This is a genomic window from Streptomyces fulvoviolaceus (genome assembly GCF_000718165.1).
In the GTDB taxonomy this organism is placed as follows: Bacteria; Actinomycetota; Actinomycetes; order Streptomycetales; family Streptomycetaceae; genus Streptomyces; species Streptomyces fulvoviolaceus.
This window is the reverse complement of sequence record NZ_JOEY01000040.1, coordinates 82,397-107,942: the sequence shown is the minus strand read 5'-3', so window position 1 is coordinate 107,942 and position 25,546 is coordinate 82,397. Positions and strand designations below refer to the sequence as shown.

The following is a 25,546-nucleotide window of genomic DNA, read 5'->3' as shown; positions in this document are numbered from 1 at the left end:
CTTCTGGAAGAGGGTGTACGCGGCGGGCGCCAGGCTCATCGCCGTACCGGGATGGCCGTTACCGACCTTCTGTACGGCATCGGCGGCCAGGACACGGGCGGTGTCCACGGCCCGCTGGTCCAACTCGGTCCACTCGAGGTCTGTGGTGGTCGGCTTGGTGCTCACCCTGGGTCAGGGCTCCTCTCCACATGTCACGCATGTCGAATGCCGGTGCACTGAACGCCCCGGCCGTTGTCGAGCCTACCCCCGTAAGAACGTGCGTTTTTTCGAGTCATTCCAGACTGCCGGGACTCGTCGGGATCCGCCTCCCGACTGGGCCGTTCCGTGTTCGGCATCTGAATACGGAGCCGCTCGTCCGAGTGCTCAATCGAGTGCCGTTCAGCTCTTCCAGCGGTGCGGCTCAACACGACCCCACCCCCGCGAATGTCGGGGTATGGGCAACGTCTACAGTGGCGTGGTACGCGCGGGCCTTTACCGGGACTTCACACGGGGGAGGCCTGCTGGGATGTCTCTGTAGGGGTGTGCGTGACGGCCGTCGAATCCCGTCCAGCCGGTGTGCTGGGGGAGAGCAAGAGCTCGAGTCACCGGCCGTTCGGGGCCCGTGTCAAGGCGTTCGTGGCGCTGACCAAGCCCCGGATCATCGAGCTGCTGCTCATCACCACCGTTCCGGTGATGTTCCTGGCGCAGCAGGGTGTCCCGGATCTGACCCTCGTGCTGCTGACCTGCCTCGGCGGCTACCTCTCCGCGGGCGGCGCCAACGCGCTGAACATGTACATCGACCGTGACATCGACGCGCTCATGGACCGCACCTCGCAGCGTCCGCTCGTCACCGGCATGGTCAGCCCGCGCGAGTGCCTGGTCTTCGGTATCTCCCTGGGGGTCGTCTCCACCCTGTTGTTCGGCCTCGCCGTCAACTGGCTGTCGGCCTGGCTGTCGCTCGGAGCGCTCCTCTTCTACGTCGTCGTCTACACGATGATCCTCAAGCGCCGTACCTCGCAGAACATCGTCTGGGGCGGCATCGCCGGCTGTCTCCCGGTGCTCATCGGCTGGTCGTCCGTCACGAACTCCCTGTCATGGGCGCCGGTCATCCTCTTCCTCGTCATGTTCTTCTGGACGCCGCCGCACTACTGGCCGCTGTCCATGAAGGTGAAAGAGGACTACGCGCGCGTGGGCGTGCCCATGCTGCCGGTCGTCGCCTCCAACAAGGTGGTCGCCAAGCAGATCGTGATCTACAGCTGGGTGATGGTCGCGGTGTCGCTGCTGCTGACCCCGCTCGGCTACACGGGCTGGTTCTACACGCTCGTGGCGCTGCTGGCCGGCGGCTTCTGGCTGTGGGAGGCGCACGGGCTGCAGAACAGGGCCAAGGCCGAGGTGACCGGCGGGAAGCTCAAGGAGATGCGGCTGTTCCACTGGTCGATCACGTATGTGTCGATCCTCTTCCTGGCAGTCGCGGTGGACCCGTTCCTGCGCTAGCTCCTCCGGGCGGCCGGGGTGCGTGGCCAAGACCACGCACCCCGGCCGTCGCCGTTTGATCTACCCGTCGGTAGCATCCTGGCCATGGCAGACACGCAGCAGGTTGACGCGAAGGCCGAGCGCAAGGTGGCCCGGCTCGCCCAGCAGATCGGCGCCTTCTCCAAGGAGCACGGCGGGGCCGAGGGTCAGGTGGCCTACATCGGGGAGCGCGGCGCGCGCATCGTGCTCGTCGGTGAGGACGGCGGCTGGGGCGACCTGGTGGCCCCCTCGTACGAGATCGCCGAGAAGGCCGTCGAGAAGTCCGGCATCACTGTTCACGAAGAGTTCGACGGCGAGTTCGCCGCGAAGGTGAAGACCGGGCCGTACGAGTGGACGCGCATGGCAGGCATCCAGGTAGGTGGACCTAGCAACGACTGACCGAGCGACGGCTGAGATCTGTCGGCTTTTCGCACGGGGTGTGTGACTGCAACACCTAGTGCCCGGTTCACCCGTTAGGACCTGTAAGGAGCGCAGGCCCAGCCACGGGAGTCCGGATGATCGAAACGCCGTCCCTCGTGGACCAGTACTGCCACGGCGTGCTGCGAACGGAGCTGGGCCTCGGCACTTTCGAGGCCCAGTTGGCCCGGACCGAGGGCCCGCCCGCGCCCGGCACGACGCTCTTCGACACCCAGACGGGATTCGCGGTACGCCGCTGGTGCCCCCCGCTGCTCGGCCTGGAGCCGCACTGTCCGCCCGCCCGTTATCTCGCCCGGCGCCGTGAACTCGGCGTACTGGAGTCGGGCCGCAGGCTGCTGCGGGGCAGCGGAATCACGACGTATCTGGTCGACACCGGGCTGCCCGGCGACCTCACCGGCCCGGTCGAGCTGGCCTCCGCCGCGGACGCCGAGGCCCGCGAGATCGTGCGCCTGGAACTCCTCGCCGAACAGGTCGCCGACACCTCCGGCACCGTCGAGTCCTTCCTCGCCAACCTCGCCGAGTCGGTGCACGGGGCCGCCGCGAACGCGGTGGCCTTCACCTCGGTGGCGGGCGTACGGCACGGACTGGCGCTCGCGCCGGAGCCGCCCGGGCCGGGAGAGGTGCGCGGCGCCGTCGGCCGCTGGCTGGCGGGACGCCGGGTGGGCGGGGAACTGTCCGATCCCGTGCTGCTACGGCACCTGCTGTGGATCGCGGTCGCCTCCGGTCTGCCGCTCCAACTGCACGCCGGGCTCGGCGAACCGGGCCTGCGCATCGACCGCACGGATCCGGTGCTGCTGACGGACTTCGTCCGGGCCACGGCAGGCCTCGGCACCGACCTCGTCCTGCTGCACAGCTACCCCTACCACCGCCACGCCGCCCATCTCGCCGGCGTCTTCCCGCACGTCTACGCCGACTCCGGCGCCGCCCTGGTGCGCACCGGCGCCCGCGCGGCGACCGTCCTCGCGGAGATCCTGGAACTGGCCCCCTTCGGCAAGATCCTCTTCTCCAGCGGCGCCCAACGACTGCCCGAACTGCACGTGGTGGGGGCCCGGCTGTTCCGCGAGGCGCTGGGGCGGGTGCTGGGCGGCTGGGTGGCCGAGGGCGCCTGGTCGCTGGCGGACGCGCAGCGGGTGGCGGGGCTGATCGCGGCGGGGAACGCGCGGCGGGTGTACGGGCTGGAGTGAGCTGTACAGACTGGGCGGATGACCGCAACGGACGGCTTGCTCGACCGCTTCCTCATCGGACTGGCCCCGCTCGCACCTGTCGCCGTGTGGGCGCACGGATCGCTCGCCGGCGGCGACTACCAGCAGGGCCGTAGCGACCTGGACCTGATCGCGGTCCTGGACGGACCGGTGACGATGGCTACCGTGCGCCGCCTGGTCGTACTGCACCGCGGGCTGCGTACTGAGCCGCTCGCCGCCGACCTGCATTGCAGCTACCTCACGCCCGACACGCTGGACGACCTGGACCTACGACACCTCACCTGGGCGCACGACCACGTGATGCGCCGAACGGTCACCCCCGTCACTCGGCGCGAGCTGCACGCCTTCGGACGCGTGCTGCACGGCCGGGCCCCGGCCGACCTGCTTCCGGCTGTGCAGGACCGCGAGCTCGACGAGTTCGTCGTAGGCGATCAGCGGGACTTCTGGCGGCCCGCGGTGGACAAGGCACGCCTGTGGACGCAGGACATCTGGGTCGACCTGGGCCTGCTGACCTTCGCCCGCGCGACCGCCACCCTGCGGCACGGGCGGCTCATCTCGAAGCGGGAGGCGCTGGAGCTGCTGCCGGAGCTCGGGGCGCCCGTCGAGGTGGTCGAGGACGTCGGGCTACGGCGGTACGGGCGGCCGGTGTCGCGCGGTGCGGAGTGGACGGTGTGCCGGGGCGAGCTGACCAGGAGTTACCTGGGCCCGGCGATCGACGCGCTCGTGGCGTCGTACGACTGAGCGGGCAGGTCGGCCACCACCACGTCCGGCCGCTCCCGCAGTGCCAGCACCACCCGCAGGACCGCGATCCACACCAGGGCCGAGCCGAGCATGTGCAGGCCGACCAGGAGTTCGGGGAGGTCGGTGAAGTACTGGACGTAGCCGATGACGCCCTGGGCGAGCAGGATCAGGAAGAGGTCGCGGGTGCGGTGCAGAGGGCCCTTGGGGGCGTCGACCGCCTTGAGGATGAACCACAGGGCGAAGGTCAGCGACACCACGATCCAGGCCAGCACGGCGTGCAGCTTGGTGACGTTCTCCCAGTCCAGCGGCATGCGCTCGACCTCGCTGGAGTCGCCCGCGTGCGGACCCGCGCCGGTCACGACGGTGCCGACCAGGATGAGCAGGACGGTGGCCGCGACCAGGAACCACACCAGCTGCTGCACCGGCTTGCCGACCAGCGGGCGGGGCGCCCCGTCACCTTCACGCGTGCGCTGCCACATCACCGTGGCGACCGCGATCAGGGCCGAGGTCGCCACGAAGTGCGCCGCGACCGTGTACGGGTTGAGGCCGACCAGTACCACGATGCCGCCGAGGATCGCGTTGCTCATCACGATCCAGAACTGTGCCCAGCCCAGCCGCGTCAGGCCACGCCGGTACGGCTTCTCGGAGCGCGCGGCGATGATCGCCCAGCCGACCGCGGCGCACAGCACGTACGTCAGCATGCGGTTGCCGAACTCGATGTAGCCGTGGAAGCCCATCGCGCTGGTGGCGGTCAGCGAGTCGTCGGTGCACTTGGGCCAGGTCGGGCAGCCGAGCCCGGACCCGGTGAGCCGCACCGCACCGCCGGTGACCACGATGATCACCGACATCACGAGCGCGGACAGGGCTGCCCGCCGCACCGTTCGGGGGGTGGGGGTCCAGCGGGCGGCGATGAAGGCGAGGGGGTTGCGCACGGCAGCTACGGCGTCGGCACGGGTCAGGTTCGGCACGCGGTCCATCGTAGGCCGCCGCTTGTGCACGCTTTCACGAGGGTCCGTCGTGCCGCCTACTCCCAGCGGAAGAACCGCCCTGCCGCCGCCAGCCCCACAACCCCCCACACCGCCAGAATCCCCAGATCACCCCACGGCATCCCGGCCCCGTGCTGCAGTACATCCCGCAGCCCGTCCGACAGCGCCGAGATCGGCAGCAGCCCCAGCACGTCCTGCGCGCCGGGCGGGAACTTGTCCAGCGGCACGATGACCCCGCCGCCGACGAGCAGCAGCAGGAAGACCAGGTTGGCGGCGGCCAGCGTCGCCTCCGCCTTCAAGGTGCCCGCCATCAGGAGGCCGAGGCCCGAGAAGGCCGCCGTGCCGAGGACCAGGAGGAGCAGGACGGACAGGGGGTTGCCGTGCGGGGACCAGCCGAGCGCGAAGGCGATCACCGTCACCAGCGCCACCTGCAGGATCTCCGTGACCAGCACCGACGCCGTCTTCGCCGTCATCAGGCCCCAGCGGGGGAGCGGCGAGGCGGCGAGGCGCTTCAGGACGCCGTAGCGGCGCTCGAAGCCCGTGGCGATCGCCTGGCCTGTGAATGCTGTGGACATGACCGACAGCGCGAGGATGCCGGGGGCCAGGAAGTCGACCGCCTTGCCGGCGCCCGTGTCGACGATGTCCACGGAGCTGAACAGCACCAGCAGCAGGGTCGGGATCACGACCGTCAGCAGGAGCTGCTCGCCGTTGCGCAGCAGCATCTTCGTCTCGAGCGCCGCCTGCGTCGCGATCATGCGGGGGAGGGGGGCCGCACCCGGCCGTGGTGCATAGGTGCCGGTGGTCATGAACGCAGCTCCTTGCCGGTCAGCTCCAAAAACACGTCTTCGAGCGTGTGCCGTTCGACCGAGATCTTCTCCGGCATCACCCCGTGCTGCGCGCACCACGACGCCACCGTCGCGAGCAGCTGCGGGTCGACCTTGCCGCCGACCCGGTACGAACCCGGTGTCAGCTCGGCGGCCGCGCAGTCCGCCGGGAGCGCCTTGAGCAGAGAGCCGACGTCCAGTCCGGGGCGGCCGGTGAAGCGGAGCGTGTTCTCGGCGCCGCCGCGGCACAGCTCCTCCGGGGTGCCCTGGGCGATGACCCGGCCCGCGTCGATGATCGCGACGTCGTCGGCGAGCTGCTCGGCCTCGTCCATGTAGTGGGTCGTGAGGATGACCGAGACGCCGTCCGTGCGCAGGTCGCGCACCAGGTCCCAGGTGGCGTGGCGGGCCTGCGGGTCGAGGCCCGCGGTCGGCTCGTCCAGGAACACCAGCTCCGGGCGGCCCACCACGGCCATCGCGAGCGCCAGCCGCTGCTGCTGACCGCCCGACAGTCGCCGGTACGTCGTACGGCCGCAACTGCCCAGCCCCAGCCGCTCGATCAGCGTGTCCACGTCCAGCGGGTGCGCGTGCAGCTTGGCGACGTGGCGCAGCATCTCGTCGGCCCGCGCGCCCGAGTACACGCCCCCGGACTGCAGCATCACGCCGATCCGGGTGTGCAGTTCGCGGGACTGCCGTACCGGGTCCAGGCCCAGGACGTGCACCGTGCCGGAGTCCGGCCTGCGGTACCCCTCGCAGGTCTCGACCGTGGTCGTCTTGCCCGCGCCGTTGGGTCCGAGTACGGCGGTGACGCCCGCCTTGGCCACCAGGTCGAGGCCGTCCACCGCGGTCTTCGTGCCGTACCGCTTCACCAGGGCCTGGACCTGGACCACGGGCTCACTTCGCATGGGCCAGAGTCTAGGTACGCGAACCGCGTCTCAGACGGGCGGGTGCAGGATCTCCTCTTCCCGGGACCGGTGCAGGCCGAGCCACCGCTCCGCGTAGGCCACGGCGTCCGCCACCGGGAACAGCCGTATGCCGGCGGCGCCCACCTTTCCCCGTACGACGGGACGGTCCCGCTCGAAGTCGTGGCCCAGCTCGTCGAAGCGGTCCGAGGTGATCGACACCTCGGTGACCACATCCCAGCCGTCCGGTCCGGGACGGCCGACCTTCACGAGGGGGGTCGGTATGCGGTATTCGGCGAGATGGAAGCTCGTGCACGTGTCGTAGCCCGCGCCCAGCAGCAGCACGCGCGCGTGGAGCGCTTCAAGACGGGCGAGCGGGCTGTGTTCGCCGAGCCGACAGTCGGGGGCGTGTCCGGCGGTCACCTCGGCGGCGTGCGGGCCGACGGCGGCGAACGACGTCTGCGGGTGCGCGCTGCGCAGGGCGCCCGGCCAGGTCCGTACGGTCTCCGGGATCACGCCCACCCCGCGCGAGGGCGTGACCAGCGGGTCGTAGGCCGGCATGGTGGCCCGGATCGTCTCCCACCACTGCTCGGGCACCGGTGGGTTGCTCCACAGGGCCGGGTCGGAGAGGTCACCGGTCTGGGTGGGGACGACGAGGGTGCCGTCCGGACCGAGTGCGTCGAGCACTCCCTGGACGATTGTTACGGCACCTCCGCAGACCCAGCCGAGGGCGCTGAGGGAGGAGTGCACGAGGAGGATTTCTCCGGTTCGTACGCCTGCCTCGCGAAGCTGGGCGGCGACTGTGTCCCGGGTGACAAGTGGGCCGGTCGGAGGGGGTGTGGGCATGGTTCGGGAGTGTCCCGGAAGGGGCCTCGCCGCGCCACCGAATTGATCGATCAAAGATCGTTTCCGCAGGTCAGATTAGGTATACCTAAGTGACGGAGCGCACCGTCCCTCGGTCCGGGCACGGCTTGCCCGGTCCTGAGGAATTACGCAACAATGGCGTTGTGAAAAACGTCGGCGAGGCTCGGGAGACCCCCACGGGGACCCTCCAGGAGGAGCACGCGACCGGTGAGCGCTCCACGCGCAACCGCGTCGCGCGATCCATCCTGGACCACGGGCCGTCGACCGTCACCGAGCTCGCCGGGAGGCTGGGCCTCACCCAGGCGGCCGTACGACGTCATCTGGACGCGCTCGTCGCCGACGATGTCGTGGAGGCGCGCGAGCAGAAGGTCTACGGCGCGCGGACACGCGGACGTCCCGCCAAGGTCTTCGCGCTCACCGACTGCGGCCGCGACGCCTTCGACCAGTCGTACGACAAGCTCGCCGCGGACGCCCTGCGCTGGATCCAGGAGCGGTTCGGCGGGGACGAGGCGGTTGTCGCCTTCGCCCGCGCGAGGATCGCCGAGCAGGCCACCGAGTACCGCAAGGCGATCGAGGCCGCCGCCCCCGAGGAGCGCACCGAAGCCCTGGCCAAGGCGCTGAGCGCGGACGGGTACGCTGCTACGGCGCGCAGCGCACCGGTCGGCGAGCAGCTGTGCCAGCACCACTGCCCCGTCGCCCACGTCGCGGAAAAGTTCCCTCAGCTCTGCGAGGCGGAGACCGAGATCTTCTCCCAGCTGCTCGGAACGCACGTCCAGCGACTGGCGACCATCGCGCACGGTGACGGCGTCTGCACGACGTTCATCCCAAAGATTTCCCACACCACACATAACGCATCCGCCAGCACCGCCGGGAGGAACCCCGCATGACGCTCCCCATCGAGGAGACTGCCCACCCCGAGCTCGAGGGTCTGGGCAACTACGAATACGGCTGGGCCGACTCCGACGTGGCTGGTGCCTCTGCCAAGCGCGGTATCAACGAGGACGTCGTCCGGGACATCTCCGCCAAGAAGAACGAGCCGGAGTGGATGACCAAGCTCCGTCTCAAGGGCCTGCGCCTGTTCGACAAGAAGCCCATGCCGAACTGGGGTTCCGACCTGTCGGGCATCGACTTCGACAACATCAAGTACTTCGTGCGTTCCACGGAGAAGCAGGCGGAGTCCTGGGAGGACCTGCCCGAGGACATCAAGAACACGTACGACAAGCTCGGCATCCCCGAGGCGGAGAAGCAGCGCCTCGTCGCCGGTGTCGCGGCCCAGTACGAGTCCGAGGTCGTCTACCACCAGATCCGTGAGGACCTGGAGGAGCAGGGCGTCATCTTCCTGGACACCGACACGGCCCTGAAGGAGCACCCGGAGCTCTTCAAGGAGTACTTCGGCACCGTCATCCCGGTCGGCGACAACAAGTTCGCGTCGCTGAACACCGCGGTGTGGTCCGGCGGTTCCTTCATCTACGTGCCGAAGGGCGTGCAGGTCGAGATCCCGCTCCAGGCCTACTTCCGTATCAACACGGAGAACATGGGCCAGTTCGAGCGGACGCTGATCATCGTCGACGAGGACGCCTACGTCCACTACGTCGAGGGTTGTACGGCCCCGATCTACAAGTCGGACTCCCTGCACTCCGCGGTGGTCGAGATCATCGTGAAGAAGGGCGCCCGCTGCCGTTACACGACCATCCAGAACTGGTCGAACAACGTCTACAACCTGGTCACCAAGCGCGCCGTGGCGTACGAGGGCGCGACCATGGAGTGGATCGACGGCAACATCGGCTCCAAGGTCACCATGAAGTACCCGGCCGTCTACCTGATGGGCGAGCACGCCAAGGGCGAGACCCTCTCCATCGCCTTCGCGGGCGAGGGGCAGCACCAGGACGCCGGCTCCAAGATGGTCCACATGGCGCCGAACACCTCCTCCAACATCGTGTCGAAGTCCGTGGCGCGCGGTGGCGGCCGTACGTCCTACCGTGGTCTCGTCGAGATCGGCGAGGGCGCCCACGGCTCCAAGTCGAACGTGCTGTGCGACGCGCTGCTCGTCGACACCATCTCCCGCTCCGACACGTACCCCTACGTGGACGTCCGTGAGGACGACGTGTCCATGGGCCACGAGGCGACCGTCTCCAAGGTCTCCGAGGATCAGCTCTTCTACCTGATGAGCCGCGGTCTGAGCGAGTTCGAGGCGATGGCGATGATCGTGCGCGGCTTCGTCGAGCCCATCGCGAAGGAGCTGCCGATGGAGTACGCGCTGGAGCTCAACCGGCTGATCGAGCTGCAGATGGAAGGCGCGGTCGGTTAAGACCCGCACTCCTGAAACCAGCTAGCGAAATCTGACGTAGGAAGAGAGCAGACCGACAGCCATGGCTGAGGCTCAGAACATCCCGGTGGGGTCCACCACCGCCGGCCAGATCGCGGTGGCCGCCGAGTCGACCGTCGCCACGCGCATGAGCGCGCCGCCCTCCTTCGACGTGGCGGACTTCCCGGTCCCGCACGGCCGCGAGGAGGAGTGGCGGTTCACCCCGCTGGAGCGCCTGCGCGGGCTGCACGACGGCACCGCCATCGCCACCGACGGCGGTCTGAAGGTCGACGTGGACGCCCCCGAGGGCGTCATCGTCGAGACCGTCGGCCGTGACGACGCGCGCCTCGGCAAGGCGGGCACCCCGGTGGACCGCATCGCCGCCCAGGCCTACTCGGCGTTCGAGAAGGCCGGTGTGATCACCGTCCCCAAGGAGACGGTGCTCACCGAGCCGATCCGGATCGCCGTGCACGGCGAGGGCGGGATCGCCTACGCCCACCAGGTCGTGGAGCTGGGAGCCTTCGCCGAGGCCGTCGTCGTCATCGACCACACCGGTGACGCCGTGCTCGCCGCCAACGTCGACTACATCCTGGGCGACGGCGCCAAGCTGACCGTCGTCTCCGTCCAGGACTGGGACGACAAGGCCGTGCACGTGGGCCAGCACAACGCGCTGATCGGCCGGGACGCCACCTTCAAGTCGTTCGTGGTCACCTTCGGCGGCGACCTCGTTCGTCTGCACCCGCGCGTCGCCTACGCCGGCACCGGCGGCGAGGCCGAGCTCTTCGGTCTGTACTTCACGGACGCCGGTCAGCACCAGGAGCACCGCCTCCTGGTCGACCACAACACCCCGCACTGCAAGTCGAACGTCGCCTACAAGGGCGCGCTCCAGGGCGAGGGCGCCCACGCCGTGTGGATCGGCGACGTCCTCATCGAGGCCAAGGCCGAGGGCACGGACACGTACGAGATGAACCGCAACCTGGTTCTGACCGACGGTGCCCGCGTCGACTCCGTGCCGAACCTGGAGATCGAGACCGGCGAGATCGTCGGCGCCGGTCACGCCTCCGCCACCGGCCGGTTCGACGACGAGCAGCTCTTCTACCTGATGGCCCGCGGCATTCCGGCCGACGAGGCCCGTCGTCTGGTGGTCCGCGGCTTCTTCGCCGAGCTGGTCCAGCAGATCGGCGTGGACGACATCGAAGAGCGCCTTCTCGTGAAGATCGACGAGGAGCTGGAGGCCACGGTCTGATGGCCCCCTTCGACCGCGCCCGTTTCATTCGGGCCTGTGGGCTGAGCGAGCTGGAGGAGGACACCCCGAAGCGGGTGGAACTCGACGGCACGCCGGTCTCGGTCGTCCGTACCGAGGGCGAGGTGTTCGCGATCAACGACATCTGCTCGCACGCGAACGTCTCCCTCTCCGAGGGCGAGGTGGAGGACTGTCAGATCGAGTGCTGGCTGCACGGCTCCGCGTTCGACCTCCGCACCGGCAAGCCGTCCGGCCTTCCCGCGACGCGCCCCGTCCCCGTATACCCCGTAAAGATCGAAGGGGACGACGTGCTCGTCTCCCTCACCCAGGAGTCCTGAGGAACCCATGGCAACGCTTGAAATCCACGACCTGCACGTCACCGTCGAGGCCGACAACGCCACGAAGGAGATCCTCAAGGGCGTCGACCTCACCGTGAAGCAGGGCGAGACCCACGCCATCATGGGCCCGAACGGCTCCGGCAAGTCGACGCTCGCCTACTCGCTCGCGGGTCACCCGAAGTACACCATCACCGGCGGCACCGTCACCCTCGACGGCGAGGACGTCCTGGAGATGTCCGTCGACGAGCGCGCCCGCGCGGGCCTGTTCCTGGCGATGCAGTACCCGGTCGAGATCCCCGGCGTCTCGGTCTCCAACTTCCTTCGTACGTCCGCCACCGCGATCCGCGGTGAGGCGCCCAAGCTGCGCACCTGGGTGAAGGAGGTCAAGGAGACCATGCAGCGTCTCAACATGGACCCGGCCTTCGCCGAGCGCAACGTCAACGAGGGCTTCTCCGGCGGCGAGAAGAAGCGCCACGAGATCCTCCAGCTGGAGCTGCTCAAGCCGAAGATCGCGGTCCTCGACGAGACCGACTCCGGCCTTGACGTCGACGCCCTTCGCATCGTCTCCGAGGGCGTCAACCGCGTCCGCGAGACCGGCGAGGTCGGCACCCTGCTGATCACGCACTACACGCGCATCCTGCGCTACATCAAGCCCGACTTCGTCCACGTCTTCTCCGGCGGCCGGATCGTCGAGTCCGGCGGCGCCGAGCTCGCCGACAAGCTGGAGAACGAGGGCTACGAGGTCTACACGAAGGGTGGCGCATCCGCGTGACATTGCTGCCGGGCCTCCTCGACACAGAGGCGATCCGCAAGGACTTCCCCATCCTGGACCGACAGGTCCACGACGGTAAGAAGCTCGTGTACCTGGACAACGCGGCGACCTCGCAGAAGCCGCGCCAGGTGCTGGATGCCCTGAACGAGTACTACGAGCGCTACAACGCCAACGTCCACCGCGGTGTGCATGTGCTCGCCGAGGAGGCCACGGCGCTGTACGAGGGTGCGCGCGACAAGGTCGCGTCGTTCATCAACGCGCCGAGCCGCGACGAGGTGATCTTCACCAAGAACGCCTCCGAGTCGCTCAACCTCGTGGCCAACATGCTGGGCTGGGCCGACGAGCCCTACCGCGTGGACCACGAGACCGAGATCGTCATCACGGAGATGGAGCACCACTCCAACATCGTGCCGTGGCAGCTGCTGGCGCAGCGCACGGGCGCGAAGCTGAAGTGGTTCGGCCTGACCGACGACGGCCGGCTCGACCTCTCCAACATCGACGAGATCATCACGGAGAAGACGAAGATCGTCTCCTTCGTGCTGGTGTCGAACATCCTCGGCACCGTGAACCCGGTCGAGGCGATAGTCCGCCGTGCACAGGAGGTCGGTGCGCTCGTCTGCATCGACGCCTCGCAGGCCGCGCCGCACATGCCGATGGACGTGCAGGCGCTGCAGGCCGACTTCGTGGCCTTCACCGGCCACAAGATGTGCGGTCCGACGGGCATCGGCGTCCTGTGGGGCCGCCAGGAGCTGCTCGAGGACCTGCCGCCGTTCCTGGGCGGTGGCGAGATGATCGAGACGGTGTCGATGCACTCGTCGACGTACGCTCCCGCCCCGCACAAGTTCGAGGCGGGCACTCCGCCGATCGCGCAGGCGGTCGGTCTGGGTGCGGCGATCGACTACCTGAACGCGATCGGCATGGACAAGGTCCTCGCCCACGAGCACGCGCTCACCGAGTACGCGGTGAAGCGGCTCGGCGAGGTCCCGGACCTGCGGATCATCGGCCCGACGACGGCCGAGGACCGGGGCGCGGCGATCTCCTTCACGCTCGGCGACATCCACCCGCACGACGTGGGCCAGGTCCTCGACGAGCAGGGCATCGCGGTCCGGGTCGGCCACCACTGCGCGCGGCCTGTCTGCCTGCGGTACGGAATTCCTGCGACCACGCGAGCGTCGTTCTATCTGTACTCCACGCCGACCGAGATCGACGCTCTGGTCGACGGCCTGGAGCACGTACGGAACTTCTTCGGCTGAGGAGCTGGCTGAGTCGTGAAGCTTGATTCGATGTACCAGGAAGTCATCCTGGACCACTACAAGCACCCGCACGGGCGCGGTCTTCGGGATGGCGACGCCGAGGTGCACCACGTCAACCCGACGTGCGGCGACGAGATCACCCTGCGCGTGAAGTACGACGGCGAGCAGATCGCGGACATCTCGTATGAGGGCCAGGGCTGCTCGATCAGCCAGGCCTCCGCCTCCGTGCTGAACGACCTCCTCGTCGGCAAGGACCTCGCCGAGGCGCAGAAGATCCAGGAGACGTTCCTGGAGCTGATGCAGTCCAAGGGCAGGATCGAGCCGGACGACGCCATGGAGGAGGTGCTGGAGGACGCGGTCGCGTTCGCCGGTGTCTCCAAGTACCCGGCCCGGGTCAAGTGCGCCCTCCTCAGCTGGATGGCGTGGAAGGACGCGACGGCCCAGGCACTGGGCTCGGACGCCGCCGAAAGGAAGACGGCATGAGCGAGACCATCGAGATGAAGCCGGCCTCTGAGGAAGAGGTCCGCGAGGCCCTGTACGACGTCGTCGACCCCGAACTGGGCATCGACGTCGTCAACCTCGGCCTGATCTACGGCATCCACATCGACGACGCGAACATCGCGACCATCGACATGACCCTGACCTCGGCGGCCTGCCCGCTGACGGACGTCATCGAGGACCAGGCCAAGTCCGCCACGGACGGCCTCGTCAACGAGCTCCGCATCAACTGGGTCTGGATGCCGCCGTGGGGCCCGGACAAGATCACGGACGACGGACGCGAGCAGCTTCGGGCGTTGGGGTTCAACGTCTGAGCCGTTCGGTCACCGAGACCTCACGCGCATGATCGAAACGGCCCCGCCTCAAGGCGGGGCCGTTTCGCTGTGCGCGGATGCCCGGTTGGCAGGAGCTCCCCCCAGAGAAGGAGCGTGAAGGCGTCATCCGGTCGGACCGGTCCGCGCCCAGCGGGATCTCCAGGGGGGGCGGGGGCCATCCCCCAGAAAACGCAGCACGCTGGTGCGGGACCGGAAGGCCGTCGAGGACCGGCTGTACTTCCGACCGTGCCGCCTACGACCAGGCGGCTATGGGCGAGCGGAATCCGCGGCGTGCTGCGGCCCGGGGCGTCACCCGTCGCCTTCCGGGACGCGTAGGTGTGTCCGGTGTGGTCTCAGTCCAGCCCGCCCACCAGCCGGAACGCCGAGTCCGCCTGGTACAGGGAGCTGTACTCGAAGCGTTCGAGGCGGAGCACGAAGTCGCGGTGGCGGAGGAAGTAGCCCGGGTAGTTCACCGACTCCAGGGTGACCGCGCCGGAGTAGGAGGAGGAGCGGGGGCAGAAGGTGGCGTCCTTCTTGAAGACGGACGAGCCGTCGCCGCGGTCGGTGCGCAGGACGAAGTTGCGGTGGCGCAGGTACTTGCCGTCGTGCGTGGCGAAGGAGTAACAGGAGCTGTTGGCCAGCCCCTTGACCAGTTTGAAGGTGGAGTCCTCGCGGGATTCCGAGCCGCGGGGCGCGTCCAGCCGCACGGTGCTGTCGCTCACGTGCCAGTAGCGGTCGGGGTAGTTGACCGAGCGGACCGAGCGCCAGGTGGTGGTGGGCTTCGGCTTGGCCGAACTGCTCCTGGAAGGCGACGACTTGGGCGGCTTCGCGGAGGCGGTGACCGTGGCGGAGGGCGTCGAGCCGTGCTGGCCGGGGGCCCGGGTGGTGGCCGGTAAGGATGCCAGGCCGGCCTTGCCGGGGGGCGGGGTGGTCGCGGTGGACGGCGAGGCGAAGGAGATCAGTCCCGCGCCGTCGTTCCGCGGCGATCCTGACGGATCGTCAGGATCATTCTCCGTCACGGCTATTGCCGCGACGCACGCGACGATCGTGGCCACCGCCAGCGCCCCGGCCAGATAGAGCCTGCGCGTGCCGGGTGTCCGGGAGGTGTCCTGGGTCCAGCCGTTCTCCCAGGGGTGCTCCTGAGGCGGCTGGGACTTGCTTTCGGGCATGCGCTGTTCCTCCAGCGGCGCCTGACGATGGCCGCGGCTGTGATGGCGCGGTATGTGAACGGTGAAACACTAGTGGTTACCGAGGGTCGTGAGCAGCCCTTTGAAGCGAGCGGTTTCCACAATCCTGGCCCAATCCGGCCGACCTTTCGGGCGCTTTCCACATTCCTTTCTCAGGGTGCTCCCAGTCCCGGCTCATCCCGTGGCGGCAGCGTGGCGGTGTGGCTACCTCTGCACCTACCTCCGTACGACCCGTCTTCGTGCTCGGCTGTCCCCGCTCCGGGACCACCCTGCTGCAGCTCATGCTGCACGCGCACCCGCGTATCGCCCTGCCCCCGGAGACCCGCTTCGTGCTGCCCGCCTACGAGGGCCGGCTGCGCTTCGGCGACCTGCGGGACCCGGGCAACCGGGCCGGGCTCGCCGCGTGGATCACCGGGCGGAAGGAGACCCGGTTCGACGAGCTGGGGCTGGATGCCGACACCGTGGCCGAGCGGATCGAGGGCGGGCCGCCCACGCTCGGCTCGGCACTGGGGATCACCCTCAGGTCGTACGCGGAACGGCACGGCAAAGTGCGCTGGGGTGACAAGCGGCCGGCGTACGCCCTGCACGTCGAGGAGATCCTGCGGCTCTTCCCGGACGCCCAGTTCGTGCACCTCGTCCGCGACGGGCGCGACTGCGTCGCATCGCTCATGGGGATGCCCTGGTGGCACCGCGGCTTCCACGAGGCCGTCGCCACCTGGGCGCAGGTGATGGACGTGACGCGGCGGTACGCCCGCAGGCTGGGCCCGGACAGCTGGCACGAGCTGCGCTTCGAGGACCTGGTGGCCCACCCGGAGCCCCAACTGCGGGAGCTGTGCCGCTATTTGGGCGAGGAGTACGACCCCGGGATGACCGAGCCGCGCCGGGTGGCCGAAAAGGCCGTACCCGCCCGCAAGACCTGGCACCGGCGCACCCACGGCGCCCTCGACACCACCCGGGCGGGCAGTTGGCAGCAGCGGCTGACGCCCGATCAGATACGGCTGTGCGACGCCGTGTTGGGCGACCGGCTGGTCCGCAACGGATACGAACTGAGTGGAGCGGTCCGGCCCGACCCGGCCGAACTGCTCCACTACCGCAGGGTGGCGGCCCTGCGCCGCGCCGCCCACGCCAAGCGGCGGATGCTCGACCGCCTGGCGCGGGTGCGCGAACCGGGGCCCGTGTCGGCGGCCCCGTCGTTCACGACCTCCGAGTTCAGGGCGTGATCCGGGCGACCTGCGGGTCGTGGTCGCTGGTCTGGCCCGAGAACTCGCTGTTGATGTGCGCGATGTCGTAGTCGTACGACGTGATCGACGAGCTGACCAGGGTGTGGTCGAGCACCTGCGAGTTGCCGTCGTGGACGTACGTGTACTGCTGCGAGGCCGGCAGCGTGTCCACCAAGTTGGTCAGCACCCCGCCCTTCAGCGTGGAGAGCGTGGTCGAGAACTGGTAGTCGTTCAGGTCGCCGAGCACGATCACGTTGGCGTCGGACTGCGCCGCGAGGATCGAGTCCACGAAGGAGTTGACGACCGAGGCCTGGCTGGTGCCGTCGTCGCCGTGGCGCTGCCGCGTGAAGTGAAGCCCACCCGTGCGGAGTTGTAGAGGTAGGCCTGGCGGATGTCGCCGCCGGTCTCACCGCCGTCGGTGTCGTTCGTCGGTAGGCGCTCAGCGTTACGGCGCAACGGGCGGAACGTGTTCTGCGCGCGTTGCTCGAAGCGTGGGAGCGGCCGGGAGCGTGCTGTGGGAACACTGATATGTACACCCGTACGCAACGATGTGTACACTCGTACGCATGGGATACGTGCTGCTCGCCGGAGCCATAGCCGCAGAGGTCGCCGCCACGACCGCCATGAAGTACAGCGACGGCTTCAGCAGGCTGTGGCCCTCGCTGGTCACCGTTCTCGGGTACGTCATCGCCTTCGCGCTGCTCGCGCAGACCCTGAAGTCCGTGTCGGTCGGCACGGCCTACGCGATCTGGGCCGGCGTCGGCACCGCCGTCATCGCGGCCATCGGCATGGTGTTCCTCGGGGAGGGCATGAACGCCGCCAAGGTCGCCGGCATCGCGCTGATCATCGGCGGCGTGGTCGTGCTGAACGTGGGCGGAGCGCACTGATGGCCCGTCGCTACGACCCCGAGCGCCGGCAGCGGATCATCGACGCGGCCATCCGGGTCGTGCGGGAGAAGGGCCTGGCGGGACTGAGCCACCGCACCGTCGCCGCCGAGGCCGATGTGCCGCTCGGCTCCACGACGTACCACTTCAAGACCCTCGACGAGCTGATGGTCGCGGCCCTGCGGCAGGCGAACGAGAGCTGCGCCAAGGCCGTCGCCGCGCACGGTGCCCTCGACGACCCCCGGGGCGACCTGGCCGCGGACCTCGCCCGGATCCTGGGCGAGTGGCTGAGCGGCGACCGCGCGGGCGTCGAGCTGGAGTACGAGCTCTATCTCGCCGCCCTGCGCCGCCCCGCCCTGCGCCCCGTCGCCGCCGAGTGGGCCGACGACCTCACCGAGCAGCTCTCCCGGCGCACGGACCCGGTGACCGCACGGGCACTCGTCGCGCTGATGGACGGGATCTTTCTGCAGGTGCTGCTGACGGGGACGCCGTACGACGAGGGGTATGCGCGGGAGGTGCTGGGGCGCGTGATGTCCTGACGCCCGCTTCCCTGTTTTCCCCGGCCCTGTTTTCCCCGGCCTTGTTTTCCCTGGCCCCGCACCGTGAACTCTTCTGCGCCCATCGGGGAACAGGAGGTGACACGCGCGCACTGACGAACCAGGGGACCGCTTGTGAGCGGACCACCTCCGTCCACGGCGCGGACGGCGGACGACGCGGAGATCGTCGCGCAGTCACTCGGGCAACCGGAGCTGTTCGCCCGGCTCTGCGACCGGTACGCGCCCGACATCCACCGGTACGCGGCCCGCCGCCTCGGTGACAGCGCGGCCGACGACGTCACCCAGCGCTCGCCGCGCAGGATGTACCAGGTCATGGCCGCCCTGCCGGCCGACGGGGAGCAGACGCCGAAGGTGCTGCGCGAGCGGAACGCCGTCAAGGACATCAGGTCAAGGACCCAGGCGCGGAACGACTACAGCGCGATCAGCGACCTCCCGAACAGCGACCTGATGCCCGCCAAGGGGATGGCCTCCCTCTACCGCGATGAGGCCGGCGACCGCACCTGACACCGCTGTGGCCTGGGCGGCCCGTACCGCGGGGGAGTGCGGGCCGCCCACCACCCGAGACGCCCCGCCCGCTGGTTCGCATCCCCGGCCCCCCGCCGGTTAGGTTGCCCTCATGACCGACACGACTGCACCCCGTACCACCGGCGCTGTTGCCGCCGGGCTCGCCACCGTCGCCGCCGACGGCACTGTTCTCGACACCTGGTTCCCCGCGCCCGAGCTCTCCGTCGAGCCCGGCCCGTCCGGCACCGAACGGCTCTCCGCCGAGCAGGCCGTCGACCTGCTCGGTGACGGTGCGGCGAAGGCGATCGGCCCGGACGCCCGCCGTGGCGTCGAGGTGGTCGCGGTCCGTACGGTCATCTCCTCCCTCGACGAGAAGCCGATCGACGCGCACGACGTCTACCTGCGCCTCCACCTCCTCTCGCACCGGCTGGTCCAGCCGCACGGCCAGAGCCTGGACGGCATGTTCGGCTTCCTCGCCAACGTCGCCTGGACCTCGCTCGGCCCGGTCGCCGTCGACGACATCGAGAAGGTGCGGCTGAACGCCCGCGCCGAGGGCCTGCACCTCGCCGTGACGAGCATCGACAAGTTCCCGCGCATGACCGACTACGTCGCCCCGAAGGGCGTCCGCATCGCCGACGCCGACCGGGTCCGCCTGGGCGCGCACCTCGCCGAGGGCACCACCGTCATGCACGAGGGCTTCGTCAACTTCAACGCCGGCACGCTCGGCACCTCGATGGTCGAGGGCCGCATCTCGGCCGGCGTCGTGGTCGGTGACGGCTCCGACATCGGCGGCGGCGCCTCCACCATGGGCACGCTGTCCGGCGGCGGCAACGTCCGTATCACCATCGGTGAGCGCTGCCTGGTGGGCGCCGAGGCGGGCGTCGGCATCGCGCTCGGCGACGAGTGCGTCGTCGAGGCCGGTCTGTACGTCACCGCCGGCACCCGCGTCACCATGCCCGACGGCCAGATCGTCAAGGCCCGCGAACTCTCCGGCGCCTCGAACATCCTCTTCCGCCGCAACTCGGTCACGGGCACGGTCGAGGCCCGCCCGAACAACGCGGTGTGGGGCGGCCTGAACGAGATCCTGCACAGCCACAACTGAGCGCTCCAAGATCACGTACGGGTTACTCAGCGTGACCTCGAGGTCGTTTCGGCAGATGAACGGGTGGACGCAGTGTCCGATCAGACGCCGAAACGACGAACGAGGGGCCGAGCGATGAGGAACGAGCGGGCGAGAACCGTGGCGCGCTGGCTGACCGGAGTGCTGACCCTGGCGGTGGCCTGCTGGCTGCCGGCCGGGAGCGCGTACGCCGACGAGACCAACACGGCCTCGCACAACGGCCCCCGGATCGGACTGGTCAACGTCGGCCAGGTCGACGATCCGATGGAGGACGTACTGGAGCACGTACTGCTGATCGGCGACGGGTACACCTGGAGCTGACGCGCACGAGAAGTCGCCGTAGAAGGCTGTGGTCTTCTACGGCGACTTTTTTTCGTCGTGGTGGCATAGCGGTGGGTACCGGCACGCGTCACAAGGGGCAGAGGGGCGGGGCACCGGCGCCGTCGGGGAAGAGAAGGTGACGATGAATGCCGAAGGGCTGGAGAGTTTCCGGGACTTCGTGGACAGCAGGTCGTCCGCCCTGCTGAAGACCGCTGTGCTGCTGTGCGGGGGAGACCGGCACGCCGGTGAGGACCTGCTGCAGAACGCCCTGGTCAAGGTGGCCGGACGGTGGCAGCGGATCGACGAGCCCGAGGCTTATGTACGGCGGATCCTCTACCGCCAGCAGGTCAGCCGCTGGCGGCTGAAATGGCCCGGGCGGGAGGTGAGTGTCCCCGAGCCGCCCGAGGTGGGCGCGCCCGGCACCGACGCGGCGGCCGCGACCGAACTGCGCCTCGTGATGCGTCAGGCGCTGTCCCGGCTCACCGCACGCCAGCGCACCGTGCTCGTGCTGCGCTACTTCGAGGACCTGCCCGAGGCCGACGTGGCCCGACTGCTGGGCTGCTCCGTCGGCACCGTACGGTCCACCACCCACCGCTCGCTGGCCCGGCTGCGCACACTCGCGCCCGAACTGGCCGCCCTCGGCCCGGCCGACGCCGAGCGGCTCGCGGCCCGTGACTACTCGCCCGTGGAGGTGCGGCCGTGAACGTCGACGAACTGTTGCGCGACGCCCTGCGCGAGCAGGCAGCCGAACAGACCCCGGCGACAGCGGGGTTCGCCGACCGCGTCCTCGCCGTGCGTCGGCGCCGCGGCAACCGCAGGCTCGCGGCCGCTGCCGCGGCGACCGCGGCCGTGGTCGTCGCGGTGGCGGTACCGCTGCTGGACTCCGGCAAGCAGGACGTACGCCCCTCGGGCGGCGGCATCGTGGTGGAGAAGAAGGACGTGAAGGCCCACCCCGACCAGTCGCCGCCGCGTGAGGAGATCTCCGCCGGGGGCACGACCCTGGCCGGGTACTCCCTCGCGGAGACGGTCGAGAAGTCCGCGGACACCGCCGTCTACCAGCGCACCTACCACCTGCTGAACCCGAAGACCGGCAAGTACGCCAAGGCCGCGGACTGGTCCTGGGTCGCCGTCGCCCCCGGCATGAAGACCGCCGCCGTCCTCGAACAGGACCTGCCCGCCTCGCGGATCGGCCTGCTCGACCTGACCACCGGCAAGGTCGAGCGGTGGATCCCGGTCGACCACGGGGTCGGCGGGCTCGCCTTCTCCCGAGACGGCCGCAAGCTGGTCGCGACGACGTACGGCAAGAACCCCGATCTGCGGGTCAGGACGGAGGGCTCCGACGACTGGGGCCAGGAATGGACGTCGAGCCGCACCGGCTTCTACGTCCTCGACGTGGCCTCCGGGAAGGGCGCCTGGACCGAGGTCAAGCTCGCGAGCGACCCCGACGACCCCATGGGCGGCACCTTCCTCAACACCCGCCAGGACTTCGCCCTCGCCACCGACGGCCGGCACGTCTGGTCGGGCAACCCCATGGGGGACATCGGCAAGCAGTTCTACGACTTCACGGGCAAGGAGGTCCCCGTGCCGGCGGGAGACAAGTACCTGTCGTGGTCCGTCGACGCGGGCAGGTCGCCGAGCGGGAAGCTCGTCGCCGGTGACTTCGCGGGCAAGAAGTGGAAGACCTCCTCCTACGTCCTGGACGCCGCGACCGGGGCGAAGACCGAGGTGCACGGGCAGCAACTGCTCGCCTGGGTCGGCGACAAGCAGCTCATCGCCTGGGACATCGGGAAGGACGACAAGAACGAGTTCCACAACCGGCTCGTGCTGGTCACCGTCGGCAGCGACAAGACCGTTCCGCTCACCGGCTTCCGCGAGGGCAACGACGGCGCCGCCGGGCGCTGGGACCCTCTCTTCGCGCAGCCCTGATCAGGCCGGTCGGGCGGCCACCAGCCGTTCGTACTCCGTCAGCAGCCCGTCGACCGCATCCCGGTCGGCGGGCCGCAGCGGGGAGCGGACCGGGCCCGCCGGCAGGCCGAGTCGGTTCAGGAGGGCCTTGGCGGTGACCGTGCCGGGCAGTCCTGAGGACATCATCAACTCGATCAGCGGCGTGGCCCGTTGTTGGAGGCGGGCGGACACGGGGGTGTCGCCCGCCTCGAACGCGTCGAGGACCGCGCGGAGTTGGGCCGGGACGATGTTGGCGACCGTGCTGACGTACCCGGCGGCGCCCACCGCGTACAGGGCGAGGATGTGCTCGTCGCAGCCCGCGTAGTACGCCAACTCCGTGCGGTCCAGCACCTTCTGGGTGCCGAGGAAGTCGTAGGAACAGTCCTTGACCGCGACGATCCGCGGGTGCTCGGCGAGGCGGATCACCGTCTCCGGCTCGATCCGGGTGCCGGTGCGGCCCGGGATGTCGTAGAGCATGACCGGCAGTCCGGAGGCGTCCGCGATCTCGCGGAAGTGGGCCTCCAGCGCGTCCTGTGGTGGGCGGCTGTAGTACGGGCTGACCACCAACAGGCCGTCCGCGCCCGCCTTTTCGGCCGCCAGGGCCAGCTCCACGGTGTGCCGGGTGTCGAAGGTGCCCACCCCTGCCACGATCGACGCCCGCGTGCCCACCGCCTCGCGGACGGCGGTGACGAGCGCCGACTTCTCCGCGTCCGTCGTGGTCGGTGACTCACCCGTCGTACCGGACAGGACGAGACCGTCGCAGCCCTCGGCCACCAGCCGGTCGGCGAGCCGCTGGGCGCCGTCGAGGTCGAGCGCGCCGGCCTCGGTGAAGGGCGTGATCATGGCGCAGAGGGAGCGGCCGAAGGGGCGAGTCGTCGTCATGGGGGTAGTCTCGGCGTGCCGACAGTGAAGCTCCACTTAATTCTTCTACGAGGTATTGATAAGCAATGCTGCGAGGTGTGTGATGGGCCCCATGTCCCACGCCCTATGTCCAATACGGCCCTCATGAGCCACCATGGCGAGAACGGTCATGGATCCCTGGTCCTTCATGGGAGGCGTCATGAAGCTCGGCAAGGCACTCGCCACCGGAGTCGCGGAAGAGCGGCCGCAGGCCCAAGCGGAAGAACCCGAACTCGAACTCCCCGAGGAGATCAAGGAACTGAAGGCGCCCGAAGAGGTTCCGGCCGCCCGATGAGGCTGCGGCTTCCGGAGGAACGCCCTGCGGAGCCGCCGACCGGATACAAGATCGCCCACCCGGTGCTGTCCCAGGACGGCACCCGGGCCGGGTTCACCGGTGTGTCGCTGGGCGGCGCGCTGCCGTACGGAGTCGTGGCCGACGCGTCCTGCGTCTACGGCCTGCGTCACAGGGCACCGCACCGCCGCTGCGACTGCGGCTTCCACTGCGTGCACGACCGCACGGTGGCCGAGGCACTGCTGTGCACGGCCGAACACCGTACGGCCGTCCTGCTGGAGGTCTCGGTCCTCGGCCGCTACCTCCGCTTCGAACTCGGCTTCCGCTACGCCCGCCAGCGCGTGCGCACGGCCACGGTCGGACCCTGCGCCTGCGGCACGGTCGCAGCGGCCCTGGCCGACGCGGGCTGGGGCAGACCCGGCTGGCGCGGCCTCGCGCCGTCGTGCGCGGGCTGCCTGCGCGGCCGTACGTCCGTCTCGTTGGCCGGATTCGCGAGGCTGGCGGGGGAGGGGCTGCGGGTGGTGGCGGGCAGTGGGGCAGCGGTGGCGGATCTTCAGGCGGACGGCCTCGGCGTATCCGAACTCACCGCGGAGGCGGCCCTGTTGCAGGCGCGGCTGGACTGGTTCCAGACCCAGCTGGCGAGGTTGGGGGAGCGCGGGCACGGCGAGGGCGACGGTCCGGGGGCGCCCTGAGGGGCGCGGGCCGGGTCGATTTGCGGCCCCGCCGCGATGGGGGTCCCCGCCCGTGGGGGAGCGACCGGCCACGACGCGCCCGCGGACCGAACTCGAGAAGCAGCGCTTGGTGGGATCGCGCCCGGGTACCCGTATCCGAACTGAGAGGAGGCGGCCACCGTGACCCACTCCACGACCCCCAGCCCTGCGCAGCACTCCGTGGGCGAACTCGTCGGCCAGACCGCCGAACAGCTCTCCCGGCTCGTACGGCAGGAAGTGGCCCTCGCCAAGGAGGAGCTGGCCGAGAAGGGGCGGCGTGCGGGGCGCGGCGGCGGGCTGCTGGGCGCCGCGGGCGTGATCGCCTACGCCGGACTGCTCGCCCTGGCCGGTACGGCCACCGCCGCCCTCTCGCTGACGCTGCCCGTCTGGGCCGCGGCGCTCATCGTCACGGCCGTGCTGTTCGCCCTCGCGAGCCTGCTCGCCGCGATCGGCCGTGCCCAGTTGCGCCGCGCCGCACCGCCCACGCCCGAGGAGACCCTCGGCAGCGTCAGGGCCGATGTCGAGGAGATCAGGGAAAGGTCGCACCGATGACGGACAAGGCAGCTCAGGGCGTGGGAGGCGGGGCCAAGGGTCCCGATGAACTGCGCCGGAAGATCCAGGAGACGAGGGGCCAACTCGGCGACACCGTCGAGGAGTTGGCGGCCAAGGCGGATGTGAAGGGCCGAGCGCTGGCCCGGGCCGCCGACCTCAGGGACAAGGCGGGCGCGATGACCGTGCAGCTGCGCACCACCGCGGCGCAAGCCGGTCACACCGTCCACGACAAGGCGACGCACGCGGGCCACGCCGTCGAGCACAACGCGCCGCGCCCCGTGCGCACCGTCGTCCAGGCGGGGCTCCGGCATCCGCGGCCGGTGCTGATCGCGGGCGCGGTGGTGGGAGCGGTGGCCGTGGAGGAGATGCTGCGGCGGCGGCACAACGGCCGCCATTGACCTGCTCCCGAGAGGGACTTGACCTGAATCTTGGTTGAGGTCGGAGAGTCGTCGGTACACGGCAGCCGAGCAGTGGAGACCGACATGACCCGTCGTACCGACGATCACCCCGACCTGACCGACCCCCGGACGGGAGCACCCTTCTTCAGCACATGGCGCGTGGGCACGCCCGAGCGGCAGCGGCAGACCGTCGAGGCGATCGACCGGACCTGGCAGCGCCGAGCCTGGCCGACCGCGGACCTGCGCGGCTACCACGTCTACACCGGCCATGACGGCTCCACGCTGCTGCACTACTCGCAGTGGACGAGCGAGCCGGCGTACGAGTCCTTCGTCGAGGCCCACCGCCAGGAGCGCGTCGACGAGATCGACACCGCCGTCCCGGGGATCGAGAGGGTGGCGCTCGGCCGGTACCGGCACTACCGCAGCGGCACCCGGGAGGGCGACATCCGCGTGCCGGGGTGCGTCGTGATCGTCGACATCGAGTTCGAGGGCCCCGACCCCGACCGGCAGCGCGCCTGGGTGGACGCCGTCTTCGAGGCGCTGGAGAGCGAGCCGACCCCGCACCCCGGCGGCATCTCCGCCCACTTCCACCTGAGCACCGACGGCACCAGGGTCCTCAACTACGCCGAGTGGGAGAGCGCTCAGGCGCACATCGACGCCCTCGCCGCGCCCGGCGACGGCATCGGCTCGGCCACGGCCCGGTGGCAGCGCGTCCAGAGCTGGCCCGGCCTCAAGAGCAGCACGGTCAGCCGGTACGACCATGCGCTGGGCCTCGTTCCGGGCTGAGCC

32 protein-coding genes and 1 pseudogene are annotated in these 25,546 nt (G+C 69.8%); 25 read left to right on the top strand and 8 right to left on the bottom strand.

All coding sequences use genetic code 11. The annotated features are described in order from the left end of the window. Positions 1-165: hypothetical protein (locus IG08_RS57685; RefSeq protein ID WP_158812315.1), on the bottom strand; the 165-nt coding region annotated here is incomplete at its 3' end. A 354-nt stretch (positions 166-519) separates the two neighbouring features. Between IG08_RS57685 and IG08_RS0136465 the strand changes: the two genes are divergently transcribed. The 4 genes from IG08_RS0136465 (at position 520) to IG08_RS0136450 (ending at position 3,872) form a co-directional block, all read left to right on the top strand. Continuing rightward, positions 520-1,473 (top strand): heme o synthase, encoded by a 954-nt coding sequence (locus IG08_RS0136465; protein ID WP_030612941.1) that lies wholly within the window; start codon positions 520-522, stop codon positions 1,471-1,473. An 84-nt stretch (positions 1,474-1,557) separates the two neighbouring features. Then, positions 1,558-1,890: a hypothetical protein gene (locus tag IG08_RS0136460; RefSeq protein ID WP_030612938.1), complete on the top strand. Its 333-nt coding sequence runs from the start codon at positions 1,558-1,560 to the stop codon at positions 1,888-1,890. A gap of 116 nt (positions 1,891-2,006) precedes the next feature. Continuing rightward, positions 2,007-3,113 carry an amidohydrolase family protein gene (locus IG08_RS0136455; RefSeq protein ID WP_030612935.1) on the top strand — a complete coding sequence of 369 codons (1,107 nt, stop codon included), beginning with the start codon at positions 2,007-2,009 and terminating at the stop codon, positions 3,111-3,113. 18 nt (positions 3,114-3,131) lie between these two features. After that, positions 3,132-3,872 (top strand): DUF4111 domain-containing protein, encoded by a 741-nt coding sequence (locus IG08_RS0136450; protein WP_030612930.1) that lies wholly within the window; start codon positions 3,132-3,134, stop codon positions 3,870-3,872. Here IG08_RS0136450 and IG08_RS0136445 read toward each other — a convergent pair. From IG08_RS0136445 to IG08_RS0136430, 4 genes are read right to left on the bottom strand one after another with little or no spacing between them, the layout of a single operon-like run. Continuing rightward, complete coding sequence (locus IG08_RS0136445) at positions 3,827-4,849, bottom strand: COX15/CtaA family protein (protein WP_052425008.1); 1,023 nt, start codon at positions 4,847-4,849, stop codon at positions 3,827-3,829. The genes IG08_RS0136450 and IG08_RS0136445 overlap by 46 nt on opposite strands. 47 nt (positions 4,850-4,896) lie before the next feature. After that, on the bottom strand, positions 4,897-5,664 hold the full coding sequence (locus tag IG08_RS0136440; RefSeq protein WP_030612928.1) for an ABC transporter permease: 768 nt from the start codon (positions 5,662-5,664) through the stop codon (positions 4,897-4,899). Beyond that, complete coding sequence (locus IG08_RS0136435) at positions 5,661-6,584, bottom strand: ABC transporter ATP-binding protein (RefSeq protein WP_030612927.1); 924 nt, start codon at positions 6,582-6,584, stop codon at positions 5,661-5,663. The genes IG08_RS0136440 and IG08_RS0136435 overlap by 4 nt, the downstream gene beginning before the upstream one ends. Positions 6,585-6,614: 30 nt before the next feature. Beyond that, positions 6,615-7,427 carry an AAC(3) family N-acetyltransferase gene (locus IG08_RS0136430; protein ID WP_030612926.1) on the bottom strand — a complete coding sequence of 271 codons (813 nt, stop codon included), beginning with the start codon at positions 7,425-7,427 and terminating at the stop codon, positions 6,615-6,617. 161 nt (positions 7,428-7,588) lie between these two features. Between IG08_RS0136430 and IG08_RS0136425 the strand changes: the two genes are divergently transcribed. The 8 genes from IG08_RS0136425 to IG08_RS0136390 all read left to right on the top strand — a co-directional run bounded on the left by IG08_RS0136425 (position 7,589) and on the right by IG08_RS0136390 (position 14,168). Beyond that, the gene (locus tag IG08_RS0136425) at positions 7,589-8,332 is read left to right on the top strand and encodes a helix-turn-helix transcriptional regulator (RefSeq protein ID WP_030612925.1); all 744 of its coding nucleotides are present in this window, start codon (positions 7,589-7,591) and stop codon (positions 8,330-8,332) included. Further along, entirely contained in the window at positions 8,329-9,753 is a 1,425-nt protein-coding gene (sufB, locus tag IG08_RS0136420) for a Fe-S cluster assembly protein SufB (protein ID WP_030612924.1), read from the top strand. Before IG08_RS0136425 ends, sufB begins: the two co-directional genes overlap by 4 nt. Before the next feature lie 61 nt (positions 9,754-9,814). Continuing rightward, entirely contained in the window at positions 9,815-10,996 is a 1,182-nt protein-coding gene (gene sufD, locus IG08_RS0136415) for a Fe-S cluster assembly protein SufD (RefSeq protein WP_030612923.1), read from the top strand. Further along, entirely contained in the window at positions 10,996-11,331 is a 336-nt protein-coding gene (locus tag IG08_RS0136410) for a non-heme iron oxygenase ferredoxin subunit (protein ID WP_030612922.1), read from the top strand. The genes sufD and IG08_RS0136410 overlap by 1 nt, the downstream gene beginning before the upstream one ends. Before the next feature lie 7 nt (positions 11,332-11,338). Next, the gene (gene sufC, locus IG08_RS0136405) at positions 11,339-12,103 is read left to right on the top strand and encodes a Fe-S cluster assembly ATPase SufC (protein WP_030612920.1); all 765 of its coding nucleotides are present in this window, start codon (positions 11,339-11,341) and stop codon (positions 12,101-12,103) included. Beyond that, positions 12,100-13,356 carry a cysteine desulfurase gene (locus IG08_RS0136400; RefSeq protein ID WP_030612919.1) on the top strand — a complete coding sequence of 419 codons (1,257 nt, stop codon included), beginning with the start codon at positions 12,100-12,102 and terminating at the stop codon, positions 13,354-13,356. Before sufC ends, IG08_RS0136400 begins: the two co-directional genes overlap by 4 nt. A gap of 15 nt (positions 13,357-13,371) precedes the next feature. Then, positions 13,372-13,839 carry a Fe-S cluster assembly sulfur transfer protein SufU gene (gene sufU, locus IG08_RS0136395; RefSeq protein ID WP_030612917.1) on the top strand — a complete coding sequence of 156 codons (468 nt, stop codon included), beginning with the start codon at positions 13,372-13,374 and terminating at the stop codon, positions 13,837-13,839. Further along, the gene (locus IG08_RS0136390) at positions 13,836-14,168 is read left to right on the top strand and encodes a metal-sulfur cluster assembly factor (RefSeq protein ID WP_030612912.1); all 333 of its coding nucleotides are present in this window, start codon (positions 13,836-13,838) and stop codon (positions 14,166-14,168) included. The genes sufU and IG08_RS0136390 overlap by 4 nt, the downstream gene beginning before the upstream one ends. Before the next feature lie 353 nt (positions 14,169-14,521). On the opposite strand, the gene IG08_RS0136385 is transcribed toward IG08_RS0136390, so the two are convergent. Then, positions 14,522-15,337, bottom strand: a complete 816-nt coding sequence (locus tag IG08_RS0136385; RefSeq protein ID WP_030612911.1) for an AbfB domain-containing protein — start codon at positions 15,335-15,337, stop codon at positions 14,522-14,524. Between the two features lie 218 nt (positions 15,338-15,555). Between IG08_RS0136385 and IG08_RS0136380 the strand changes: the two genes are divergently transcribed. Beyond that, positions 15,556-16,575 (top strand): sulfotransferase family protein, encoded by a 1,020-nt coding sequence (locus IG08_RS0136380; RefSeq protein ID WP_030612910.1) that lies wholly within the window; start codon positions 15,556-15,558, stop codon positions 16,573-16,575. Here the strand turns inward: IG08_RS0136380 and IG08_RS0136375 are convergent. Next, entirely contained in the window at positions 16,565-16,864 is a 300-nt protein-coding gene (locus IG08_RS0136375; protein WP_030612906.1) for an endonuclease/exonuclease/phosphatase family protein, read from the bottom strand. The genes IG08_RS0136380 and IG08_RS0136375 overlap by 11 nt on opposite strands. A gap of 277 nt (positions 16,865-17,141) precedes the next feature. Here IG08_RS0136375 and IG08_RS0136370 point away from each other — a divergent pair, with 277 nt between their 5' ends. The 7 genes and pseudogenes from IG08_RS0136370 (at position 17,142) to IG08_RS0136340 (ending at position 21,887) form a co-directional block, all read left to right on the top strand. After that, positions 17,142-17,462, top strand: coding sequence for a DMT family transporter (locus IG08_RS0136370; RefSeq protein ID WP_030612904.1), 321 nt, complete (start codon positions 17,142-17,144; stop codon positions 17,460-17,462). Next, positions 17,462-17,998 (top strand): TetR/AcrR family transcriptional regulator, encoded by a 537-nt coding sequence (locus IG08_RS0136365; protein ID WP_030612901.1) that lies wholly within the window; start codon positions 17,462-17,464, stop codon positions 17,996-17,998. The genes IG08_RS0136370 and IG08_RS0136365 overlap by 1 nt, the downstream gene beginning before the upstream one ends. 132 nt (positions 17,999-18,130) lie before the next feature. Beyond that, positions 18,131-18,298: pseudogene (locus IG08_RS57675) on the top strand (RNA polymerase subunit sigma-70); the annotation flags it as partial. Between the two features lie 334 nt (positions 18,299-18,632). After that, positions 18,633-19,622 (top strand): 2,3,4,5-tetrahydropyridine-2,6-dicarboxylate N-succinyltransferase, encoded by a 990-nt coding sequence (gene dapD / locus IG08_RS0136355; protein WP_030612889.1) that lies wholly within the window; start codon positions 18,633-18,635, stop codon positions 19,620-19,622. A 114-nt stretch (positions 19,623-19,736) separates the two neighbouring features. Continuing rightward, entirely contained in the window at positions 19,737-19,961 is a 225-nt protein-coding gene (locus tag IG08_RS0136350) for a hypothetical protein (RefSeq protein WP_030612886.1), read from the top strand. Positions 19,962-20,103: 142 nt separating this feature from the next. After that, a complete protein-coding gene (locus IG08_RS0136345; RefSeq protein ID WP_030612883.1) occupies positions 20,104-20,664 on the top strand; it encodes a SigE family RNA polymerase sigma factor in 561 nt (186 codons plus the stop codon). After that, positions 20,661-21,887, top strand: a complete 1,227-nt coding sequence (locus IG08_RS0136340; RefSeq protein WP_030612881.1) for an SMP-30/gluconolactonase/LRE family protein — start codon at positions 20,661-20,663, stop codon at positions 21,885-21,887. Before IG08_RS0136345 ends, IG08_RS0136340 begins: the two co-directional genes overlap by 4 nt. On the opposite strand, the gene dapA is transcribed toward IG08_RS0136340, so the two are convergent. Then, positions 21,888-22,787, bottom strand: coding sequence for a 4-hydroxy-tetrahydrodipicolinate synthase (gene dapA, locus IG08_RS0136335; RefSeq protein WP_199820966.1), 900 nt, complete (start codon positions 22,785-22,787; stop codon positions 21,888-21,890). A gap of 133 nt (positions 22,788-22,920) precedes the next feature. On the opposite strand from dapA, the gene IG08_RS54745 reads away from it, so the two are divergent. The 5 genes from IG08_RS54745 (at position 22,921) to IG08_RS0136310 (ending at position 25,543) form a co-directional block, all read left to right on the top strand. Continuing rightward, on the top strand, positions 22,921-23,100 hold the full coding sequence (locus IG08_RS54745; protein WP_043456118.1) for a hypothetical protein: 180 nt from the start codon (positions 22,921-22,923) through the stop codon (positions 23,098-23,100). Beyond that, positions 23,097-23,789, top strand: a complete 693-nt coding sequence (locus tag IG08_RS0136325; RefSeq protein WP_030612876.1) for a hypothetical protein — start codon at positions 23,097-23,099, stop codon at positions 23,787-23,789. Before IG08_RS54745 ends, IG08_RS0136325 begins: the two co-directional genes overlap by 4 nt. Before the next feature lie 159 nt (positions 23,790-23,948). Further along, entirely contained in the window at positions 23,949-24,359 is a 411-nt protein-coding gene (locus tag IG08_RS0136320; RefSeq protein WP_030612873.1) for a phage holin family protein, read from the top strand. Next, a complete protein-coding gene (locus tag IG08_RS0136315; protein WP_030612870.1) occupies positions 24,356-24,757 on the top strand; it encodes a DUF3618 domain-containing protein in 402 nt (133 codons plus the stop codon). The genes IG08_RS0136320 and IG08_RS0136315 overlap by 4 nt, the downstream gene beginning before the upstream one ends. An 84-nt stretch (positions 24,758-24,841) precedes the next feature. Continuing rightward, complete coding sequence (locus IG08_RS0136310; RefSeq protein ID WP_030612866.1) at positions 24,842-25,543, top strand: antibiotic biosynthesis monooxygenase; 702 nt, start codon at positions 24,842-24,844, stop codon at positions 25,541-25,543. The last annotated feature ends 3 nt before the right edge of the window (positions 25,544-25,546 follow it).

Bases quoted from the DNA above. Each gene is read 5' to 3' on its own strand.
- IG08_RS0136450 (WP_030612930.1), top strand. From the start codon at position 3,132: ATGACCGCAACGGACGGCTTGCTCGACCGCTTCCTCATCGGACTGGCC.
- IG08_RS0136460 (WP_030612938.1), top strand. From the start codon at position 1,558: ATGGCAGACACGCAGCAGGTTGACGCGAAGGCCGAGCGCAAGGTGGCC.
- IG08_RS0136315 (WP_030612870.1), top strand. From the start codon at position 24,356: ATGACGGACAAGGCAGCTCAGGGCGTGGGAGGCGGGGCCAAGGGTCCC.
- IG08_RS0136325 (WP_030612876.1), top strand. From the start codon at position 23,097: ATGAGGCTGCGGCTTCCGGAGGAACGCCCTGCGGAGCCGCCGACCGGA.
- IG08_RS0136455 (WP_030612935.1), top strand. From the start codon at position 2,007: ATGATCGAAACGCCGTCCCTCGTGGACCAGTACTGCCACGGCGTGCTG.
- IG08_RS0136350 (WP_030612886.1), top strand. From the start codon at position 19,737: ATGAGGAACGAGCGGGCGAGAACCGTGGCGCGCTGGCTGACCGGAGTG.
- IG08_RS54745 (WP_043456118.1), top strand. From the start codon at position 22,921: ATGGCGAGAACGGTCATGGATCCCTGGTCCTTCATGGGAGGCGTCATG.
- dapA (WP_199820966.1), bottom strand. From the start codon at position 22,787: ATGACGACGACTCGCCCCTTCGGCCGCTCCCTCTGCGCCATGATCACG.
- sufC (WP_030612920.1), top strand. From the start codon at position 11,339: ATGGCAACGCTTGAAATCCACGACCTGCACGTCACCGTCGAGGCCGAC.
- IG08_RS0136445 (WP_052425008.1), bottom strand. From the start codon at position 4,849: ATGGACCGCGTGCCGAACCTGACCCGTGCCGACGCCGTAGCTGCCGTG.
- sufD (WP_030612923.1), top strand. From the start codon at position 9,815: ATGGCTGAGGCTCAGAACATCCCGGTGGGGTCCACCACCGCCGGCCAG.
- IG08_RS0136385 (WP_030612911.1), bottom strand. From the start codon at position 15,337: ATGCCCGAAAGCAAGTCCCAGCCGCCTCAGGAGCACCCCTGGGAGAAC.
- IG08_RS0136435 (WP_030612927.1), bottom strand. From the start codon at position 6,584: ATGCGAAGTGAGCCCGTGGTCCAGGTCCAGGCCCTGGTGAAGCGGTAC.
- IG08_RS0136370 (WP_030612904.1), top strand. From the start codon at position 17,142: ATGGGATACGTGCTGCTCGCCGGAGCCATAGCCGCAGAGGTCGCCGCC.
- IG08_RS0136390 (WP_030612912.1), top strand. From the start codon at position 13,836: ATGAGCGAGACCATCGAGATGAAGCCGGCCTCTGAGGAAGAGGTCCGC.
- sufB (WP_030612924.1), top strand. From the start codon at position 8,329: ATGACGCTCCCCATCGAGGAGACTGCCCACCCCGAGCTCGAGGGTCTG.
- IG08_RS0136365 (WP_030612901.1), top strand. From the start codon at position 17,462: ATGGCCCGTCGCTACGACCCCGAGCGCCGGCAGCGGATCATCGACGCG.
- IG08_RS0136310 (WP_030612866.1), top strand. From the start codon at position 24,842: ATGACCCGTCGTACCGACGATCACCCCGACCTGACCGACCCCCGGACG.
- IG08_RS0136440 (WP_030612928.1), bottom strand. From the start codon at position 5,664: ATGACCACCGGCACCTATGCACCACGGCCGGGTGCGGCCCCCCTCCCC.
- IG08_RS0136430 (WP_030612926.1), bottom strand. From the start codon at position 7,427: ATGCCCACACCCCCTCCGACCGGCCCACTTGTCACCCGGGACACAGTC.
- IG08_RS0136345 (WP_030612883.1), top strand. From the start codon at position 20,104: ATGAATGCCGAAGGGCTGGAGAGTTTCCGGGACTTCGTGGACAGCAGG.
- dapD (WP_030612889.1), top strand. From the start codon at position 18,633: ATGACCGACACGACTGCACCCCGTACCACCGGCGCTGTTGCCGCCGGG.
- IG08_RS0136410 (WP_030612922.1), top strand. From the start codon at position 10,996: ATGGCCCCCTTCGACCGCGCCCGTTTCATTCGGGCCTGTGGGCTGAGC.